This window comes from Pseudomonas sp. NPDC089422 (genome assembly GCF_044749405.1).
Lineage (GTDB): Bacteria > Pseudomonadota > Gammaproteobacteria > Pseudomonadales > Pseudomonadaceae > Aquipseudomonas.
In genome coordinates, this window is record NZ_JBIVHW010000005.1 from 134,667 (window position 1) to 154,420 (window position 19,754).

General features: G+C 66.0%; 9 protein-coding genes. 5 read left to right on the forward strand and 4 right to left on the reverse strand.

The features are described 5' to 3' along the window. Positions 1 to 118: 118 nt before the first annotated feature. On the reverse strand, positions 119 to 13,060 hold the full coding sequence (locus ACIPZ8_RS11325) for a non-ribosomal peptide synthetase (protein ID WP_400722751.1): 12,942 nt from the start codon (positions 13,058 to 13,060) through the stop codon (positions 119 to 121). A 295-nt stretch (positions 13,061 to 13,355) separates the two neighbouring features. Here ACIPZ8_RS11325 and ACIPZ8_RS11330 point away from each other — a divergent pair, with 295 nt between their 5' ends. After that, positions 13,356 to 13,886: an RNA polymerase factor sigma-70 gene (locus tag ACIPZ8_RS11330; RefSeq protein WP_079229034.1), complete on the forward strand. Its 531-nt coding sequence runs from the start codon at positions 13,356 to 13,358 to the stop codon at positions 13,884 to 13,886. Between the two features lie 65 nt (positions 13,887 to 13,951). Here the strand turns inward: ACIPZ8_RS11330 and ACIPZ8_RS11335 are convergent, their stop codons facing one another. Both ACIPZ8_RS11335 and ACIPZ8_RS11340 read right to left on the reverse strand, forming a co-directional pair. Then, positions 13,952 to 14,965 carry a GNAT family N-acetyltransferase gene (locus ACIPZ8_RS11335; protein WP_400722754.1) on the reverse strand — a complete coding sequence of 338 codons (1,014 nt, stop codon included), beginning with the start codon at positions 14,963 to 14,965 and terminating at the stop codon, positions 13,952 to 13,954. Between the two features lie 65 nt (positions 14,966 to 15,030). Beyond that, positions 15,031 to 15,831 carry a substrate-binding periplasmic protein gene (locus tag ACIPZ8_RS11340; protein WP_400722757.1) on the reverse strand — a complete coding sequence of 267 codons (801 nt, stop codon included), beginning with the start codon at positions 15,829 to 15,831 and terminating at the stop codon, positions 15,031 to 15,033. Between the two features lie 163 nt (positions 15,832 to 15,994). Between ACIPZ8_RS11340 and ACIPZ8_RS11345 the strand changes: the two genes are divergently transcribed. Both ACIPZ8_RS11345 and ACIPZ8_RS11350 read left to right on the forward strand, forming a co-directional pair. Next, positions 15,995 to 16,546, forward strand: a complete 552-nt coding sequence (locus tag ACIPZ8_RS11345) for an exonuclease domain-containing protein (protein WP_400722760.1) — start codon at positions 15,995 to 15,997, stop codon at positions 16,544 to 16,546. 76 nt (positions 16,547 to 16,622) lie between these two features. Continuing rightward, the gene (locus ACIPZ8_RS11350; protein ID WP_110636762.1) at positions 16,623 to 16,907 is read left to right on the forward strand and encodes a pyrimidine/purine nucleoside phosphorylase; all 285 of its coding nucleotides are present in this window, start codon (positions 16,623 to 16,625) and stop codon (positions 16,905 to 16,907) included. Positions 16,908 to 16,958: 51 nt separating this feature from the next. On the opposite strand, the gene ACIPZ8_RS11355 is transcribed toward ACIPZ8_RS11350, so the two are convergent. After that, positions 16,959 to 17,651 carry an alpha/beta family hydrolase gene (locus ACIPZ8_RS11355; protein ID WP_400722763.1) on the reverse strand — a complete coding sequence of 231 codons (693 nt, stop codon included), beginning with the start codon at positions 17,649 to 17,651 and terminating at the stop codon, positions 16,959 to 16,961. Positions 17,652 to 17,702: 51 nt separating this feature from the next. On the opposite strand from ACIPZ8_RS11355, the gene ccoN reads away from it, so the two are divergent. Next, entirely contained in the window at positions 17,703 to 19,127 is a 1,425-nt protein-coding gene (ccoN, locus tag ACIPZ8_RS11360) for a cytochrome-c oxidase, cbb3-type subunit I (RefSeq protein WP_060508208.1), read from the forward strand. A gap of 13 nt (positions 19,128 to 19,140) precedes the next feature. After that, on the forward strand, positions 19,141 to 19,749 hold the full coding sequence (gene ccoO, locus ACIPZ8_RS11365; protein ID WP_054884101.1) for a cytochrome-c oxidase, cbb3-type subunit II: 609 nt from the start codon (positions 19,141 to 19,143) through the stop codon (positions 19,747 to 19,749). The last annotated feature ends 5 nt before the right edge of the window (positions 19,750 to 19,754 follow it).

Consider the following 19,754-nt stretch of genomic DNA (forward strand, 5'->3'; position numbering starts at 1 on the left):
TCCGGCCCATTCGCGGGGCAAGCCCGCTCCTACAAGCCCACCACAAAATTCAAGCCTTGCGGAGTACCTGTAGGAGCGGGCTTGTCCCGCGAATGGGGCGCAAAGCGCCCCCAGCTATCTAGAGCCCTTCGAGCTCAGCCATCAGGTCACTGAGCCGATCAGCCTTGGCCTCATCCACCTCGCTGCCCTGCAACCCGCGCACATACTCGGCCAACGCCTCCACCGTGCTGCACTCGAACATCGCCCGCAGCGGCACGTTCAGCTGCAACTGCTTCTGCACCCGCGAGGCGATCTGCGTGGCCAGCAGCGAATGCCCGCCCAGCTCGAAGAAGTTGTCATGCACCCCGACCCGCTCGGCCTTGAGCACGTCGGCCCAGATACCGGCCAGCACCGTTTCCAGTTCATCTCGCGGCGCAAGGTAGGCCTGGCGGTGCTGCCCACCGATCTCGATGGCCGGCAGCGCCTTGCGGTCCAGCTTGCCGTTGGCGTTGTGCGGCAGGCTGGCGAACCAGCCCCAGTGCAGCGGCACCATGTACTCCGGAAGCTCCGCACGCAGGCGCTGCTTGACCTGCTCCAGCAACGCGGCATCGGCAAGCACACCCTGATGTGCCACCAGGTAGCCAACCAGATGCTTGCCATTGGCACCTTCCTGCACCCCTACCGCCGCATCGCGAAGCTCGGCCTGCTCATGCAGACGCGCCTCGATCTCGCCCAGCTCGATACGGTAGCCACGGATCTTCACCTGGTGGTCGATACGGCCGACATACTCCAGCACCCCGTCCAGGCGCTGTCGCGCCAGGTCACCGGTACGGTACAAGCGCTCACCCGGCGCCCCGTGCGGGTGCGGGATGAAGGCCAGTGCCGTGCGCACCGGGTCGCCGACATAGCCACGGCCGACGCCGGTGCCTGCCACGCACAACTCGCCCACCGCCCCCAGCGGGACCAGGGTCTGGTCCTCGCCGTACAGGTACAGCCGGTTGTTATCGGTCGGCGTGCCGATCGGCAGGTAGCTACACCGGGTCGAAGCCATGTCGACGCGGAAGAAGGCCACGTCATCCGAGCACTCCGCCGGCCCGTAGGCATTGACCAGGCCGATCTGCGGATAACGCTGCAGCCATTGCGCAGCGAGTTCCGGCGGCATCGCCTCGCCGGTCGGCAACATCCAGCGCAGGCCATCAAGCGCCTGGTGATCGTTGGCCAGCATGCCCTGGATCAGCGATGGCACGCTTTCCAGCACCGTGATGCCGGTGGCCTGCACATGCGCCAGCAAGCCCTGCGGGTCATGGGCGATGGCGTTTGGCACGATCTCCACCCGGGCGCCGAACAACGGCGCGGCGAGGAACTGCCAGACCGAAATGTCGAAGCTTTGCGAGGCGGTCTGGGCGATCACGTCATGCTCGCTCAAGGCCAGGTACGGCACCTTGCTCAGCTGGTTGTTGAGCATCCCGCGCTGCTCGACCATCACGCCCTTGGGCAGCCCGGTGGAGCCCGAGGTGTAGATCACGTAGGCCAGGTTGTCCGCCCCGCTGTAGATGCCCGGGTTGTGGCTGGCGACGCTGCTGCTCTGCAGCGCTTCCCACACCAGAAGCTGCGGCCGCGTCACACCCTGAAGTTGATCCAGCAACTGACGCGCTTGCTCGGCACAGGCCGCGCTGCACACCAGCACCGGCGTGCGGCTCAGCTCGACGATACGCTGCAGGCGCGCCGACGGCAGGCCCGGGTCCAGTGGCAGGTAGCCGGCGCCGGCCTTGAAGCTGCCGACGATCATGCCCAGCAGCGGCAAGCCACGTTCGGCCAGCAGCGCAACCGGCTGGTCCATGGCCACCCCCGCTGCAACCAGGGCATGGCCCAGGCGGTTGGCCGCGAGGTTCAGCCCGGCGTAGTCATAAGACGCTTCGAGGCAGCGGGCAACTGTACGCTCTGGGTGAGCAGCCACCTGCGCTTCGAACAGTGCCACATAGCTCTGCTCCAGCGGGTAGGCGTGTTCGGTGCGGTTGCAGTCGTCGAGCAGGAAGCGCTGTTCGTCCTCGCCCAGCAACGGCAGCTCGCTCACCTCGCCTTCAAAGCCTTGCACCAGCGCCAGCAGCAGGCGCTTGAACTCGGCCAGCAGGCGTTCGACGGTCGGGTAGTCGAAGTAGCGTTGGTCAAATGACAGGTGCAGGCCCAGGTCATCCCCCGGGTAGCACACCGCCGTCAGCGGGAAGTTGGTGTGGGTGCGGCCCGAATCGGAGCTGGCGTTGAGGTGCTGGGCGTGGTCGAGCACTGCGGTTTCCACCGGGGCGTTCTCGAACACGAACAGGCTGTTGAACAGCGGCTGGCCCTTGGGCAGTTCGCTGCAGTCCTGGATCGCCACCAGCGGCAGGTACTCGTACTCGCGCAGCTCCATGTTGCGTTCCAGCACGCCCAGCAGCCATTGGCGCACGCTGCGGCGCTGGCCCGGTTCGGGCAGTTGCACGCGCAGGGCAATACTGTTGATGAACAGGCCCACCGTGCGCTGCATCTGCGGCAGGCTCACCGGGCGCCCGGCCACGGTCACGCCGAAGGCCACGTCGCGGTCACCGCTGTAGCGCGCCAGCACCAGCGCCCAGGCCGCCTGGGCGAAGGTGTTGATGGTCAGCTGATGGGCCTGGGCCAGTTCACGCAGGCGCACACCGTCGCTCACCTCCAGGCGGGTGTAGCAGTCGCCCACCACCATGCCGTCTCCGGCGTGATCGTTGCGCAGCGGACGGTCGCTGGGGAGGGCCGTGGCGCGCTCGAAACCGGCCAGGTTGGCCTGCCACCAGCTGCGCGCTTCGTCCATGTCCTGGCGTTGCAGCCAGCCGATGTAGTCGCGGTAGCGCGGCGGCACCGGCAACTGCGCCTGGCGGCCTTCGCCGAGGGCCTGGTAGAGCGCGAAGAAATCGTTCATCAACAACGAACGGCACCAGGCATCGATGAGGATGTGGTGGTTGCTCATCATGAACCAGTAACGCTCGTCATCAACCCGCACCAGGCGTAGGTGGTACGGCGCCTCCTGCAGCAAGGCAAAACCCGCTTCCCGCTCCTGCTTGTGCAAGGCTTGCAGGCGCGCTTCCTGGGCCGCTTCGTCAAGGCCGCGCCAGTCCTGATAGTCAACCGGCGTGCTGCCCGGCTTGTGGATGATCTGCAGCATCGTCTCGCCAGCATTCCAGCTGAAAGAGGCGCGCAGGGCTTCGTGACGCGCTACCACGGCCTGCCAGGCCTGGGCGAAGCGTTGCGGGTCGAGGGCGCTGTTGATGCGGTAGCGGTCCTGCATGTAGTACAGGCCCGTGCCCGGCTCCAGCAGGGTGTGCAACAGCATGCCCTCCTGCATCGGCGTCAGCGGGTAGACATCTTCGATCTGCGCGGCAGGGACCGGCAGCGCATCGATCTGCTGCTGGCTCAGGTGCGCCAGCGGGAAGTCCGAGGGCGTGAAGCTGCCGTTGCCATCGGCCAGGCAGTGGCTGACCAGCGCCAGCAGCTCCTGGCGATAGGCCGCGGCCAACTGCGCGATGGTGCGCTCGTCATAGCGCTCGCGGCTGTAGGTCCAGCGCAGTTGCAGGGCACCGCCATAGACCTGGCCGTCAATGCTGAGCCAGTTCGGCAGCGGCGCATCCAGATCGTGAGCCAGGCCTGCCGGCGCATCCAGCGGCTGGAACAAGGTGGCATCGTCGAACTGCTGGTCGAACTGGCCCAGATAGTTGAAGGTGATGCGCGCCTGCGGCAAGGCCGCCATGCTTTCGCGGCTGACAGTATCGCCCAGATAGCGCAGCACGCCGTAGCCCAGCCCCTTGTGCGGCACCTGACGCAGCTGTTCCTTGATGCGTTTGATCGAAGTGGCACGTGCAGCTTCGTCGTCGCCGGCCTGCGGGTTCAGGCGCAGCGGGTAGGCGTTGGTGAACCAGCCGACGCTGCGGGTCAGGTCCATGTCCTCGAACAGGCCGTCGCGGCCGTGGCCTTCAAGCTGCACCAGTACGTCCTGGTCTCCGCTCCAGCGGCACAGGGTACGGGCCAGCGCGGTCAGCAGCAGGTCGTTGACCTGGGTGTGGTAGGCCGCCGGTGCCTGTTGCAGCAACTGCCGGGTTTGCTCCGCGTCCAGGGCGATGGCCAGGGTGTCGGCATGCCGATGCAGGTTGCCACCTTGCGGGTGATCGCACGGCAGCTCATGGCGCATGCTGCCGAGCTGGCCGTGCCACCAGCCCTGTTCGTCGCGCAGCGAATCGCTGCCGGCGTAGCTGGCCAGGCGCGCAGCCCAGTCGGCCATGGCGTGGGTCTTGGCCGCCAGTGGCTGGCCGCGATACAGCGCCTGCAGGTCTTCGAGCAGCACGCGCCAGGACACGCCATCGACCACCAGGTGGTGGATCGCCAGCAGCAGGCGCTGGTCCCCTTGCCCGTCACTGACCAGCAGGGCGCGCAACAGCGGGCCCCGCTCCAAGTCGAGGCTGCGTTGCACGTCGGTATACAGCGCCTGACAGTCGGCGAAGTCGGCGACCGTGGCAGCCCAGAGCAGCTGCTCGGCAGACACCGCAGCGAAGGCCGCCTGCCCCTGGGTGAAGCGCAGGCGCAGGCTGTCGTGGTGCGCTACCAACGCAGCCAGGGCCTGCTCCAGAGTGGCGCGGTCCAAGGGTTGGCGTGCCTCCAGCAGCACCGCTTGGTTCCAGTGCTGCGGCTGGGCCACGTCACTGTCGAAGAACCAATGCTGGATCGGCGTAAGGCCGCTGCGCCCCTCGCGCGGGCCTTGTTCGATGCTGCTCGGTGCTGCGCTGCGGCTGACCACGGCAGCCAGGGTCTGGATGGTCTGGTGCTGGAACAGGTCACGCGGGGTGAACTGCAGGCCTAGCTGGCGTGCACGGCTGACCACCTGAATCGACAGGATCGAGTCGCCACCCAGCTCGAAGAAGTTGTCCTGCACACCCACGCGGGACGTGTTGAGCACTTCGCGCCAGACTTGCGCCAGTTGCTCCTCCAGCTCATTGGCCGGCGCCTGGTAATGCTGACGCGCCTGTTCCAGGTCCGGTGCCGGCAGTGCACGACGGTCGAGCTTGCCGTTGCCCATCAGCGGCAGGCGCTCGAGCAGCACCAGGTGCGCAGGTACCATGTAGTCCGGCAAGTGCTGGCGGGCAGCGGCCTTGACCGCTTCGCGCAATGCAGACTGCGCTTCGCTGTCGGCACAGGCCTGCTGGCACACCAGGTAACCGACCAGTTGCCTGCCACCCGGAAGGTCGAGGGCCAGGACTACGGCCTCGTCGACATCGGCATGTTCCTGCAGGCGGCTTTCGATTTCGCCCAACTCGATGCGGAAGCCGCGGATCTTCACCTGCTGGTCGGCACGGCCAACGTATTCCACCAGGCCATCGGCACGCAGGCGCACCAGGTCGCCGGTGCGGTACAGGCGCCCGCCGTCACGGCTGAACGGGTCGGCGACAAAGCGCTCGGCGCTCAGGCCCGGGCGGTCGTGGTAACCCTGGGCCAGGCCGGCACCGCCGACGTAGAGTTCGCCGATCCCGCCTTGCGGCAACAGGGCCAGGTCCTCGTCGAGGATGTAGGCGGTGCGGGCACCGATCACCCGGCCGATCGGCACGCTGCCAGCGTCGCCAGGCATCACCTCCGGCGCCAGGCAGGCCAGGGGCATGACCACGGTTTCGGTGGGGCCGTAGGCGTTGAAGAACTGCTGCGGGGCAAAGGCCTGGCGAATGCGCTGCAGGTGCTCGCCAGTCAGCGCTTCGCCGCCGGTGATCACCAGCCGCACCGGCAGTTGCTCGCCCTGCCCGGCCAGGTACTGGGCCAGCTGGCTGCCATAGCTCGGGGTGAAACCGAGCACGCTCACCTGCTGCTCGCGCACCAACTGGCAGATGTCCTCGGCGCCCCATTGGCCCTGGGCACGCAGCACCACGCGGGCGCCACACAGCAGCGGTACCAGCAAGCGTTCGCTGGCGGCATCGAAGTTGATCGAGTAGAAGTGCAGCTCGCAGTCGTCGCTGCGCATGCCGAAGGCGTCGATCACTGCCTGGCAGTGCATGGCGATTTCGCCGTGGCTGACAACCACGCCCTTGGGCTTGCCGGTGGAACCGGAGGTGTAGATCAGGTAGGCCGGATGCTGCGGCAGATTGAGGTTGTCCAGCGGCGCATCGCTGTAGGCACACAGGCTCGCGGCGTCGTCTTCCAGGCTCCAGCGTGCCACGCCTTCAGGCAGTTCACCGAGGGTTTCGAGCAGTGCACGCTGGCTCAACAACAGGCCGATGCGGCTGTCCTCGATCATGTAGCGCAGGCGGTCGAGCGGGTATTCCGGGTCGAGCGGCACATAGGCGCCACCGGCCTTGAGAATGGCCAGCAGGCCGACCACCATCTCCAGCGAACGCTCCAGCGCCAGGCCCACCCGCACCTGCGGGCCGACACCACGTTCACGCAGGGCACGGGCCAGGCGGTTGGCCTGCTGGTCGAGCTCGGCGTAGGTCATGTGCTGGCCGGCGAAAGTCAGCGCACCCGCCTTTGGCGTACGCGCAGCCTGGGCGGCGAACAGGCCGTGAAGCGTCTGGTCGAGGACGAAGTCCTGCTCGCCCTGCAACTGGCTGATCAGCACTTGCTGCTCGGCATCGGCCAGCATCGGCAGTTCGCACAAGCGCAGCTGCGGGTTGTCGAGCAGGCCGACCAGCAGCTGCTGCCAGTGCTCGGCCATGCGCGCGATGCGCGGCTCGTCGAACAGGTCGCGGCTGTAGGTCAGGCAGCAGCCCAGGCGGCCGTCGAGGTCTGTGACCTCCAGGTACAGGTCGAACTTGGTGGCGCTGGCGTCGTTGACCAGGTAATCCACCTGCATGCCGGCCAGTGTGCGGCTCTGCTGGAAGGCCCAGCGCTGCACGTTGCACATCACCTGGAACAGCGGGTTGTAGGCGCTGCTGCGCGGCGGTTGCAGGGCCTCGACCAGTTGGTCGAATGGCAGGTCCTGGTGCGACTGGCCCTCGATGGCGGCCTGGCGCACCTGGTCGAGCAAGGCAGCGACGGTCATTTGCCCGTCCAGCTCGCAGCGCAGCACCTGGGTGTTGAGGAAAGCGCCGATCAGGCCTTCGCTTTCCGGGCGGATACGGTTGGCCACCGGCGCACCGATGCGCAGGTCGCGCTGGCCGCTGTAGCGGTGCAGCATGGCGGCCAGCGTGGCGGTCATGGTCATGAACAGGGTCAGCCCACGCTGGTGGTTGAAGGCATGCACGCGGGCGACCAGTGCCGGGTCGAGGTCGAAGCGGAACAGCTCGCCGCGGTGGCTCTGCACGGCCGGGCGCGGGCGATCGGCGGGCAGCGCCAGCACCGGGTGCTCATCGCCGAGGCGGGCTTTCCAGTAGGCCAGCTGCCGTGCGCCCTCGCCGCTTTCCAGCCATTGCCGTTGCCACACGCTGTAGTCCAGGTACTGCACCGGCAGTGGCGCCAGTGGCGACTCGCGGTCATCGACGAAGGCTTCGTAAAGCTCGCCCAGTTCGCGGGCGAAGATGTCCATGGCCCAGCCTTCGGTGACAATGTGATGCAGGGTCAGCACGAAGTAGTGTTCACGGTCCTCGGTCTTGGCCAGGCAGGCACGCAGCAGCGGGCCGCGTTCCAGGTCGAATGGCTGGTGAGCCTGATCGTCAGCCAGCTGCTGCAGGCGCTGCTGACGGGTATCGGCCGGCAGCGCCGTGAAGTCCTGCCAGTCCAGTTGCAGCCCGCCGTCGTCGGCCACGCACTGATACGGCACACCCTCGATGCTCGGGAAGGTGGTCCGCAGGGTCTCATGACGCACGATCAGCGCCTGCAGGGCACGTTCGAAGGCATCCACATGCAGCACCCCGCGCAAGCGTGCCATGCCGCCGACGTTGTAGGCCGGGCTGTCCGGCTCCATCTGCCAAAGGAACCACATACGCTGCTGCGAGTACGACAGCGGCACCGCCTGGCGGCGGTCGACCAGGGCGATCTCACCCTGCTGGTTGCACTCACCGGCCGCGCGGATACGGGCGATTTCCTCACAGAACGCAGCCAGCTCGCTGGCCTCGAACAGCGCCTTGAGCGGCAGCTCGACATCACAGGCAAGACGAGTACGCGAGACGATCTGGGTGGCCAGCAACGAGTGGCCGCCGAGGGCAAAGAAGTCGTCGTGCAGGCCGACCTGCGGCAGGTTCAGCACCTCGCGCCAGATGCCCGCCACCTGCTGCTGCAGCGCCGTCTGTGGCTCGACATGGGCACGCTGCTGCCAGACCGGCGCGGGCAGCGCCTTGCGGTCGACCTTGCCGCTCGGGCCCAGCGGCATGTGCTCCAGGCCGATCAGCTGGGACGGCACCATGTACGCCGGCAATTTCTCGGCCAGGGTGGCCAGCAAGACATCGTACAGCGCGGTGCCGCTGTAGTAACCGACCAGCTGTGCACCGACCGCGTCCTGATGAATCAGCACCAGTGCCTGTTCGACACCTGGCTGAGCCAGCAGGCAGGCCTGCACTTCTTCCGGCTCGACGCGGAAGCCACGCACCTTGACCTGCTGATCGAGACGACCGAGGTATTCCAGGGCTTCACTTTGCACCTGCCAACGGGCGCGGTCGCCACTGCGGTACAGGCGCGCGCCATTGCCATCGGCCTGGGGCACGAAACGTTCGGCTGTCAGGCCCGGGCGGCCCAGGTAACCCCGGGCCAGGCCGGCACCGCCAAGGTACAGCTCACCCGGCACGCCAGGCGCAGCCAGTTCAAGCTCATCGTCCAGCACCCGGCAAAGCACATTGCCCAGCGGCCGACCGATCGGCGAACGTTCGCCGTCTTGTGCCTGGCAGTGCCAGTGGGTGACGTTGATGGCGGTCTCGGTCGGCCCGTAGCGGTTGTGCAACTGCACCTGTGGCAGCAGCTGCAGCACACGGTCACGCAGGCTCGCCGATAACGCTTCGCCACCGGAGAACAGCCGACGCAGGCTGCTGCAGCCAGCGGCCAGCGGCTCCTGCACGAACACCTGCAGCAGCGGCGGCACGAAGTGCAGCGTCGTCACGCCATGTTGCTGCACCAAGGTGGCGATGCGCTGCGGGTCGCGGTGCTCGCCAGGGCCGGCCAGCACCAGCTTGCAGCCGGTGACCAGGGGCCAGAAGCATTCCCACACCGACACGTCGAAGCTGATCGGCGCCTTCTGCATCAGCACGTCGCTGGCGTCCAGCGCATAGCGGCCCTGCATCCACTGCAGGCGCTCGGCCAGGGCGGCATGGGTGTTGCCCACGCCCTTGGGCTGGCCGGTGGAGCCGGAGGTGTAGATCACGTAGGCCAGGTTGTCGCCATGCAGGTGCAGGCCCGGCGCCTGGCTTGGCCAGCTGTCCAGGTGCAGCTGGTCGAGGGCGATGGCGCTGACGCCGTCGACCTGCGGCAGCGTGCCCAGCAGGCTGCTGTGGCTGAGCAAAAGGCGGGCCTGGCAATCACCGAGCATGTAGGCCAGGCGCTCGACCGGGTAGTCGACGTCCAGCGGCACATAGGCACCGCCCGCCTTGAGGATGGCCAGCAGGCCGACCAGCAGCTGCGGCGAACGCTCGACCGCGATGGCCACGCAGGTGTCGGGGCCGACGCCTTTGTCGCGCAGGTAGTGCGCCAGGCGGTTGGCCTGCTGGTGCAGCTCGGCGTAGTCGAGGCTACCGCCTTCCCAGACCAGGGCGGTGCGCGCCGGGGTCAGCCGGGCCTGTTCGTTGAGCTGCTCGACCAGCAGCCGTTGCGGGGCGGGCGCAGGTGCCTTACCCCATGCCTGCAGTTGCTCACGACCCTGTTCATCCAGCAACTGTACGTCGCCCAACGGCAGTTGTGGCTGGCCGCAGACTTGCTCGAGCAGTGCCAGCAGGTGTCGGGCCAGACGCTTGACGGTGCTGGCTTCGAACAGCTCGGCGGCGTAGTCGAACGCCAGGCTCAGGCGGCCCTGGTGGTCTTCCTCACTGTGCAGCTGCAGGTCGAACTTGGCCTCGCGGCTGTGCCACGGCAGTTCTTCGGCGAGCAGGCCCGGCAGGCGGCGCAACGCTGAAAGGTCACGCTGCTGGTGGTTGAACATGACCTGGAACAGGCCCTGCTCGCGCGCTTCGGGCAAGGCTTCGAGCAGTTGCTCGAACGGCAGGTCCTGGTTGGCCTGGGCGTCGAGGGTCGCCTCGCGTACCTGGGCCAGCAGCTGGGCGAACGGCAGGCGGCCATCCAGTTGCGCGCGCAGCACCTGGGTGTTGATGAAGAAGCCGACCATGCCCTGGGTTTCCTGGCGCGGGCGGTTGGCATTGGGTACGCCGACGCGGATGTCGCCCTGGCCGGTGTAGCGGTGCAGCAGGCCTTGCCAGGCGGCCAGCAGGACCATGAACAGGCTGGCCTGCTGTTCGCGGGCCAGGCCCTTGAGGGCGTCGCCCAGCTTGGCCGGCACTTTCACACTCAGGCGGGCGGCGCGGTTTTCATGCAGGCTGGAGCGCGGCTGGTCCGGGTACAGATCGAGCACGGGCAAGGCATCGCCCAATGCGGCTTTCCAGTACGCCAGCTGGCGGGCGCTTTCGCCCTCGGCCAGCCACTGGCGCTGCCAGGTACCGTAGTCGGCGTAACCCAGTGTCAGCGCTGGCAGCTTGGCGTCCAGGCCCTGGCAACGGGCGGCATACAGCTTGGCGAACTCGTCGAGCAGGATGTTCAGCGACCAGCCATCGGCGACGATGTGGTGCAAGGTCACCCACAGCTGATGGTCTTCGTCATCCAGGCGCACCAGGGTCACGCGCAGCAGCGGGCCCTGGGCCAGGTCGAAGGGTTGCCGGGCTTCGTCCTCGCGGCGCGCCGCTACCTGCTCAGGGGCAAGCCCTTCGAGGTTCAGGCGCCGAAGGTTGAACGGCTGCTCAGGCAGCACACGCTGCAACGCCTGCCCATCCTCCTCGCCGAACACCGTGCGCAGCGATTCGTGGCGCGCGACCAGCGCCTGGAATGCGCCTTCCAGCGCGGCCTCGTCCAGCTCGCCACGCAGGTGCAGGCCCGCAGGAATGTTGTAGGCCGCAGCCTGGGGCTGCAGCTGCCAGGTCAGCCACAGGCGGTTCTGGGCCAGGGACTGCGGCAAGGCCTGGCCACGGTTCAGGGCCAAGATAGCGGTGCTGTCACCCACGCCCTCGGCCAGGATGGCTGCTACACCCGCGTGGTACTCGGCCAAGGTCGGCGCCTCGAACAAGGTCCGCAGGCTCAGCGGGATACCCAGCTCATCCGCCAGGCGGGCAGTGACCTGGGTGGCCGCGATGGAGTTGCCACCCAGCAGCAGGAAATGATCGTCCGCGGCAACCGCCTCGACCTTGAGGACCTCGCGCCAGACTCCGGCGATGCGTGCCTGCAGGTCATCGCCCATTGCTGTGTCTGCAGCCGGCCCGGCCGCCAAGGGGAAGCGCGCATAGCAATCCAGGCTGCCATCACCCATGCGCTGGCGGCAGGCCGAACGCTGCAGCTTGCCACTGGAGGTCTTCGGCAATCCGCCCGGGTTGAGCAGCAGGACCACGGCCGGCGCCTGGCGGCAGGCCTCGGCGATCACCTGGCGCAGGGTTTTGATCAGGTCCCCGGGTTTTACCGCCTTTTGCACGTTGCGGCTGATTTCCACCGCCACGCCGATGCCCTCCTCGCCCTGGTCGTCGACGGCGAACACGGCCACCCTGCCCTTGCGCAGGACTTCGACTTCACGCTCCAGGGTCTTTTCCAGGTCCTGTGGGTAAAGGTTCTGGCCGCGGACGATCAGCATGTCCTTCAGGCGCCCGGTGACGAACACTTCGCCATCGCGCATGAAACCGAGGTCACCGGTACGCAGCCAGGTCTGGCCGTCCATTTCGACGAAGGTGCGCGCCGTGGCTTCAGGGTTGCGCCAGTAACCCAGGGCGATGCTTGGGCCACCGGCCCAGATCTCGCCAACCCGGTTGTCGCCCAGCAACTCACGTTGCTGTGGCTCGACGATGCGCACCGCGTGGCCAGGCTGCGGGAAGCCGCAGCTCATCAGCACACTGCCCTTGCCGGCCTCGGCGCGGTTGGCGGCGAACGCCTCGGCGTCCAGTTCCAGCGCGCCGATGCCCTGGCCACGGCGGCTGCCACTGACGAACAAGGTGGCTTCGGCCAGGCCATAGCTGGCAAAGAAGCTGCTGGGGTGGAAACCGCTGGCAGCGAACTTGTCGGCAAAAGTGGCGAGGCTGTCCTGGCGGATCGGCTCGGAACCGGAATAGGCCACGCGCCAGCGGCTCAGGTCGAGGCCGGCCAGGGCCGCTTCGCTGACCCGTTCGCTGCACAGCCGGTAGGCGAAGTCCGGCCCGCCACTGATGGTGCCGCCGTACTCGCTGATCGCCTGCAACCAGCGCTGCGGCCGGGCGAGGAAGTAGCCCGGCGACATCAGCACGCACGGCACGCCACTGAAGATCGGCTGCAGCAGCCCGCCGATCAGGCCCATGTCGTGGTACAACGGCAGCCAGCTGACAATCACATCGTCGGGGTTGAGGTCGATGCCGAAGCCTGCGCGAATCAGCTGCTCGTTGGCCACCAGGTTGCCGTGGCTGACCTGCACGCCCTTGGGCAGCGCGGTGGAGCCGGAGGTGTATTGCAGGAAGGCGATGTCGTGCACATTCAGCGCCGGCTCGCGCCAGTGATCGGCCAGTGCCGGATCAAGCGCATCCACCGCGAGCAGTTCGGGCGCGCTGTCGCCGCTCAGGGCGTCAAGATCCTGCAGGCTGTCGAGCAGTGCACCGACGGTCAGCAGCAGGCGCGGTTCGGCGTCGTCGATGATCGACTGCAGGCGCTCCTGATGGTGGCGGCGTGACGACTCCGGTGGATAGGCCGGCACGGCAATGACCCCGGCGTACAGGCAACCGAAGAACGCCGCCACGTAGTCCGGGCCGCTGGGGAACAGCAGCACGGCCCGCTCGCCAAACCCGGCGCGGGCCTGCAATGCCGCAGCGATGGTGCGCGCGCGCACATCCAGGTCGCGATAGCTGAGCACGGCCTGCTCGCCGGGAGCATCGGCCAGAAAGCGCAGGGCGATGCGGTCCGGGGTCTGCGCGGCGCGTTGCGCCAGGGCCTGGACCAGCGAGAGCGGGAGTTCGAAGGCGTCCGTCATGGGGAGTTCCTGCCAGTGTCTGGTTAAGTCGGGCTGGCTACCCCGCACAAGGTCGGCGGGCAGCGGCAGCGGCCGGATGTACACAGGGGAACGGATGGGCGCGGCGGGAAATTAGCGGTGTGAGCGGGCGCGCAAGGTGAACTGCATCACGCCGCTCAGCTTAGAACCGAAACTAATAGAAACTCATTAACTTTCGTATTTGACAATCATTATCATTCTGAATAGTTTGTCGCACGTCGTAGGAAGCTTCCCCCAATGGGGTGCTCCCTTTCCCCTTCGAGACAAGGTGATTTCCATGGCGGAACAACTATCCACAAGTAAGTGCGATTCACCATTACTCCAGGCGTTCGTCGACAATCGCAGCATTCTGGTCAAGATCGCGGCCCGCATCACCGGCTGCCGCTCACGCGCCGAGGATGTGGTGCAGGATGCCTTCTTCCGGCTCAGCGCCGCCCCGCAGATCACCTCCTCGTTCAAGGCGCAGCTCAGCTACCTGTTCCAGATCGTGCGCAACCTGGCCATCGACCATTACCGCAAGCAGGCGATGGAGCTGAAGTATTCCGGCAGCGAAGAGGAAGGCCTGAACGTGGTCATCCCGAACGCTTCGCCCGAGGCCACGCACATCAACCTGGCCGCGCTCGAGCACATTGCCGAGGCGCTCAACGAACTGCCTCAGCGCACCCGCTATGCCTTCGAGATGTACCGCCTGCATGGCGTGCCGCAGAAGGACATCGCCAAGGAACTGGGCGTGTCGCCGACCCTGGTCAACTTCATGATTCGCGATGCCCTGGTGCATTGCCGCAAAACGGCTAACCGGCAGGCCTGAGTACTGTTTGGGATTGCCCGGGGCGCTTCGCACCCCTTTCCGACCGGTCCGGCGCCCCGGCAATCTCAGACCAATTTGCAACGGTCGAAAAACCGCTCCCGCCCCAGAATCATCAACGCCGCCCGCTTGTGCGGGAAGTCGAATTCCTTGTCGCAATGGAAACACTGATCGTGCATGTAGCCGATCATCTTGCCGTTGTCGGCACGGGGCTCAGCCACCACCCGCTGGGTGCGCGGGTCGTCCAGGAACAGGTAGTGCACCAGTGCCGAAAGCCAGCTGGCGACCTTGTGCGGGCCACGGTGCGCCTCTTCCCCCACCAGCATGTGGACACCACGGTCGTAATCGTCGGCCGGATAGAACGGCGCAATGCGATCTTCCTTGGCCCAGTACGCTTCGAAGTAGGCGAACGGCTGGTCATCGAAACAGCCGATCAGGGTCAGGGTATGCGGGTCAGCCTCAAGCTTGGCCAGGTACTCGCGGTGCTGCTCCAGCGTGCCCGCTTCCTGCCAGAACTTTTCTACCCGCGGGTTGTTCTGCCAGCGATTGAAACGTTCGAGGTCCTGGTCGACTTCCAGGGTGCGCAACGACACCCAGGCACCCAGCCGCGCATCGAAGCGGCGATACACCTCGCCACGCGGCTTGGGTGCGCGGCGCGGGTGGCGCTTGCCGTTGCTGAATTGCATCTGCTGCGGGTAGACACCGCTGTTCGAAACACCCAGCCACGGCTGCGGCAACTGCCAGAACAGCGCGCGCTCACACCAGTAGACCCCGGCGACTTCGCCGGTCAGCAACAAGCCACTGGCCAATGCTTGCGGCACACCAGTGGGCAGATGCACGGCCAGGCGCTGGCGAGCCGGATCGCGGGACAGCAGCCAATAGCAGGCAGCCCATAACGCCTGCTGCGGGCGCTCCGAACACAGGTTCTGGACGTGCACCTGCAGCGTATCGCCCGGCTCCAGACGCACCTGGATCAATGGCCGCCCTTCCAGGGTCAGGCTCAACCGACGGTCATCCTCTTCGGCATCCAGACTGCGCCAGCGTGGTAAAGACAGGGGCTGCGAAGCGGCATCGAACGGCATGGACTTGGCTCACGAAAGAATGAAAGAAAGGCTCACTTCTGATGACGTGCCCATACCCGGGGAATTTAGTCGTTCGGCGCGGCGACGGTGATCCGGTAGGGCTGGAAGATGCGCGTCAGCTCGCCGGTATCGCGCAAGTAGCGCAGCAGCTCGGCAAACTTCTGATCCGTGATCGGGGCACCGGGACGCAGCAGGGCATAGTGGTGGTAGACCTGATCGATGCGCTGTGAGGCGATCAGCTGGTTGAGGCTGTCGGGGTTGCGGGCCAGGAAATCGCTCAGGTACGAACGCGTCACCAGGGCAATGTCGGCACGGCCAGCCTGAACCATCAGCAGGTTGCTGTCGTGGGAGTAGGTCAGCGTCGCGTTGTAGGTCTTGCGCAGGTAGTTGGGGTCAGGGTTGAAGTTGGCGAAGGCATAGTGATAGCCGTTGAACAGTGCCAGGCGCTTGCCACCCAGGTTGTCGAAGTAATGCTGGTCACGGCCATTGAGCTTCCTGGCGACGAACACTTCGGCATCTTCCAGCCCCATGTCCACCGTCTGGTGGGGGATCTTCTGCCAGCCCCATTGAGGGTTCTCGAAGATCGCCATGTCGGTGCGACCTTGCTGAAAATCACCAAAGCGCCGCTGAATGGAGGTGGGCACCAGGACGAAACGGTAGTCCGGCTGCAAGCGGTTCAACGCCTCGACCAGCTGAGGCAGCAAACCGGTGTCGGCGCCCTGCTCCGGGCGCACGGTATAAGGCGGGAAATGCGCGGCGCCGATCTTCACGTCGATGGCGTCGGTGGCCCACGCTGGCACCGCCAGCCAGGCCGCAGCCAGCATCATCAGGGTGGAGACTACCTTCAGGCCGGGCGCTGGAATCAAAGCGGACGCTCATCACGGTTCATACCTGGATGCGCCTAAGCTAGGCGTTTTCCCGGCATGGCACAACTGCTGGTTACGCCAAAGTGAGGGCATTTTGCCAGGGGATGCCGTGTGGCCAGACATTGGCTACGCTGCTTTGGCATGTATGGCGAGGGAGCCTGGTATGGGCCACTGGTTGGTGATCGACCTGGAAGCCACCACCGATGACGGTGGCTGGCCGGTCACGGAGATGGAAATCATTGAAATCGGCGCCAGCCTGGTGACTCGCGAAGGCCGTGAAGTGGACCACTTCCAGCGCTTCGTGCGGCCCCGGCGGCGGCCGCAGCTGACACCGTTCTGCCGCGAGCTGACGCACATCAGCCAGGCCAGCGTCGACAGCGCTGCGGCCTTCCCCGAAGTGTGGGCGCGTTTCGAACGCTGGCTGGGGCACCATCGCGGGCAGTTGCAGGCCTGGGTCAGCTGGGGTGACTACGACCGCCAGCAGCTGTTGCAGGAGTGGCGCCAGCATGAGGTCGACAGCCTGCTGCGCGAGCTGCCGCACATCAACCTCAAGCAGCGCTTCGCCAAAGCTCGCCACCTGCAGCGCCCGGCCGGGCTCAATGGCGCGCTGCAACTGGCAGGCATGCACTTCTGCGGGCAGCAGCACCGGGCCCTGGAGGATGCGCGCAACACCGCACGCCTGCTGCCCTTGAGCCTGCCCGCGAACGGCACTTGAAAGCAGATGACGGGGCGAATGGGCTTGGGCATACTGGCCAGCCCTTTTTCACCCCCCTTTCTTTCAGGAGTCGCCCATGTTCCAGGTCAACGAGTACTTCAACGGCACCGTCAAGTCGATCGCCTTCGCTGGCGCAGAAGGCCCTGCCACCGTGGGCGTGATGGCCCCGGGCGAATACGAGTTCGGCACCGCCAAGCGCGAGATCATGCACGTGGTGTCCGGCGCCCTGACCGTGAAGCTGCCGGGCAGCGACAACTGGGAAACCTTCAACGCTGGCGACAAGTTCAACGTGCCGGCCGACAGCAAGTTCCAGCTGCAGGTTAAAGTGGACACCGCCTACCTGTGCGAGTACCGCGACTAAGCGCCAGCCTGTACCGGCTTCTTCGCGGGTGAACCCGCGAAGAAGCCAGCACTAATCCTTCAGGAAACTCGCTACCTTCTCAGCCGCCGCCTGCAAGTGCTGCTCATGGCTGAACCCCGAAGCCTTCAGCGGCTTCAGGTCATGATCCCCCGCCACCAGCCAGCTCACCTCGATCGCCGGTGACAGCGTGTACCCCTCCACCGCCTCCCGATTGCCCAGCGCATCGCGCTCGCCCTGCACGATCAACGTGCGCGTCTTCAGTTCGGCCAGGTGCTCGACCCGGGGTTTCTCCGGCTTGCCCACCGCATAGAACGGATACCCCAGGCACACCAGCGCATCCGCCCGCAGTTCATCGGCCAGCAGGCTGGCCATGCGCCCACCCATCGACTTGCCGCCAATGGCCAGCTTGCCCGTGACCAAAGGTCGCACCTGCCGGTACACCTCGCGCCAGCATTCCAGCAGCACCTTCTGCGGATTGGGCGGCCGTTTGCCGCCGCCGCTGCGCCGCTCGGCCATGTAGGGGAACTCGAAGCGAACCACCCCGACCCCAAGCGCCGCCAGCCTTTGCGCCATCTCAATCATGAACGCGCTGTCCATCGGCGCACCTGCGCCATGGGCCAGGATCAGGCACGCGCACGCACTGCCCTCGCCGCCCATTCGCGGAGGATCGCAGCGCAAGCCTGGGACATTTGCGACTTGCGCCCATTGATCCCCGTCAATACCGGCACTCTGCCCATTACTCATGCTTGCCTCGCTGTAAAGCCTGCCAAAATAACCGTGGATGGGAACCCATACATGAACACAACCAGCAGTACCGCCTATAACTACAAGGTGGTCCGCCAATTCGCCATCATGACGGTGGTGTGGGGAATCGTCGGGATGGGGCTCGGCGTCTTCATCGCCGCCCAGCTTGCCTGGCCTTCCCTCAACTTCGACCTCCCCTGGACCAGTTTCGGCCGCCTGCGACCCCTGCATACCAATGCGGTGATCTTTGCCTTCGGCGGCTGCGCCCTGTTCGCCACCTCCTATTATTCGGTGCAACGCACCTGCCAGACCACCCTGTTCGCACCGGGCCTGGCCGCGTTCACCTTCTGGGGCTGGCAACTGGTGATCCTGCTGGCAGCCATCACCCTGCCGCTGGGCTACACCAGCTCCAAGGAATACGCCGAGCTGGAATGGCCGATCGACATCCTGATCACCATCGTCTGGGTCTGCTACGCCATCGTGTTCTTCGGCACGCTGATGAAACGCACCACCAAGCACATCTACGTGGGTAACTGGTTCTTCGGCGCCTTCATCCTCACCGTGGCACTGCTGCACATCGTCAACAACCTGGAGCTGCCGGTCAGCCTGACCAAATCGTACTCGGTCTACGCCGGCGCCACCGACGCCATGGTGCAATGGTGGTACGGCCACAACGCGGTGGGCTTCTTCCTCACCGCGGGCTTCCTCGGGATGATGTACTACTACGTGCCCAAGCAGGCCGAACGCCCGGTGTATTCCTATCGCCTGTCGATCGTCCACTTCTGGGCGCTGATCACCCTGTACATCTGGGCCGGCCCGCACCACTTGCACTACACCGCCCTGCCCGACTGGGCGCAGTCGCTGGGCATGGTGATGTCACTGATCCTGCTGGCACCGAGCTGGGGCGGCATGATCAACGGCATGATGACCCTCTCGGGGGCCTGGCACAAACTGCGCAGCGACCCGATCCTGCGCTTCCTGGTGGTGTCGCTGGCGTTCTACGGCATGTCCACCTTCGAAGGCCCGATGATGGCCATCAAGACGGTCAACGCCCTGTCCCACTACACCGACTGGACCATCGGCCACGTGCACGCCGGCGCCCTCGGCTGGGTGGCGATGATCTCGATCGGCGCGCTGTACCACACCATCCCGAAAGTGTTCGGCAAGCAGCAGATGCACAGCCTCGGCCTGATCAACGCGCACTTCTGGCTGGCAACCATCGGCACCGTGCTGTACATCGCCTCGATGTGGGTCAACGGCATCGCCCAAGGCCTGATGTGGCGCGCGGTCAACAGCGACGGCACGCTCACCTACTCGTTCGTGGAAACCCTGGTGGCCAGCCACCCAGGCTTCATCGTGCGCTTCGTCGGCGGCGCGATCTTCCTCAGCGGCATGTTCCTGATGGCCTGGAACACCTGGCGCACCGTGCGTTCGCCGGCGCTCGACGCCGCCCCTGCGAACGCCCAGCTGGCTTGAGGAGACCTGCCTGATGAAACATGAAGTCATCGAGAAAAACGTCGGTCTGCTGGCCCTGCTGATGGTGTTTGCCGTGAGCATCGGCGGCCTGACCCAGATCGTCCCGCTGTTCTTCCAGGACGTCACCAACAAGCCGGTCGAAGGCATGAAGCCCTACACCGCGCTGCAACTGGAAGGCCGCGATATCTACATCCGCGAAGGCTGCGTCGGCTGCCACTCGCAGATGATCCGCCCGTTCCGCGCCGAAACCGAACGCTACGGCCACTACTCGGTCGCCGGCGAGAGCGTCTGGGACCACCCGTTCCTGTGGGGTTCCAAGCGCACCGGCCCGGACCTGGCCCGCGTCGGTGGCCGCTACTCCGATGACTGGCACCGCGCGCATCTGTACAACCCGCGCAACGTGGTACCGGAATCGAAGATGCCGTCCTACCCGTGGCTGGTCGCCGAAAAGGTCGACAACAGCCACACCGACACCAAGATGCGCACCCTGCGCACCCTGGGCGTGCCGTACACCGACGAGGACATTGCCGGCGCCCGTGACGCGGTCAAGGGCAAGACCGAAATGGACGCCCTGGTCGCCTACCTGCAGGTGCTCGGCACCGCGATCAAGAACAAGAGGTAACCACG

What these genes read in the sequence shown, in the direction of transcription:
- ACIPZ8_RS11325 (WP_400722751.1), bottom strand. Translation starts at nt 13,060, where the DNA reads ATGACGGACGCCTTCGAACTCCCGCTCTCGCTGGTCCAGGCCCTGGCG.
- ACIPZ8_RS11330 (WP_079229034.1), top strand. Translation starts at nt 13,356, where the DNA reads ATGGCGGAACAACTATCCACAAGTAAGTGCGATTCACCATTACTCCAG.
- ACIPZ8_RS11335 (WP_400722754.1), bottom strand. Translation starts at nt 14,965, where the DNA reads ATGCCGTTCGATGCCGCTTCGCAGCCCCTGTCTTTACCACGCTGGCGC.
- ACIPZ8_RS11345 (WP_400722760.1), top strand. Translation starts at nt 15,995, where the DNA reads ATGGGCCACTGGTTGGTGATCGACCTGGAAGCCACCACCGATGACGGT.
- ACIPZ8_RS11350 (WP_110636762.1), top strand. Translation starts at nt 16,623, where the DNA reads ATGTTCCAGGTCAACGAGTACTTCAACGGCACCGTCAAGTCGATCGCC.
- ACIPZ8_RS11355 (WP_400722763.1), bottom strand. Translation starts at nt 17,651, where the DNA reads ATGAGTAATGGGCAGAGTGCCGGTATTGACGGGGATCAATGGGCGCAA.
- ccoN (WP_060508208.1), top strand. Translation starts at nt 17,703, where the DNA reads ATGAACACAACCAGCAGTACCGCCTATAACTACAAGGTGGTCCGCCAA.
- ccoO (WP_054884101.1), top strand. Translation starts at nt 19,141, where the DNA reads ATGAAACATGAAGTCATCGAGAAAAACGTCGGTCTGCTGGCCCTGCTG.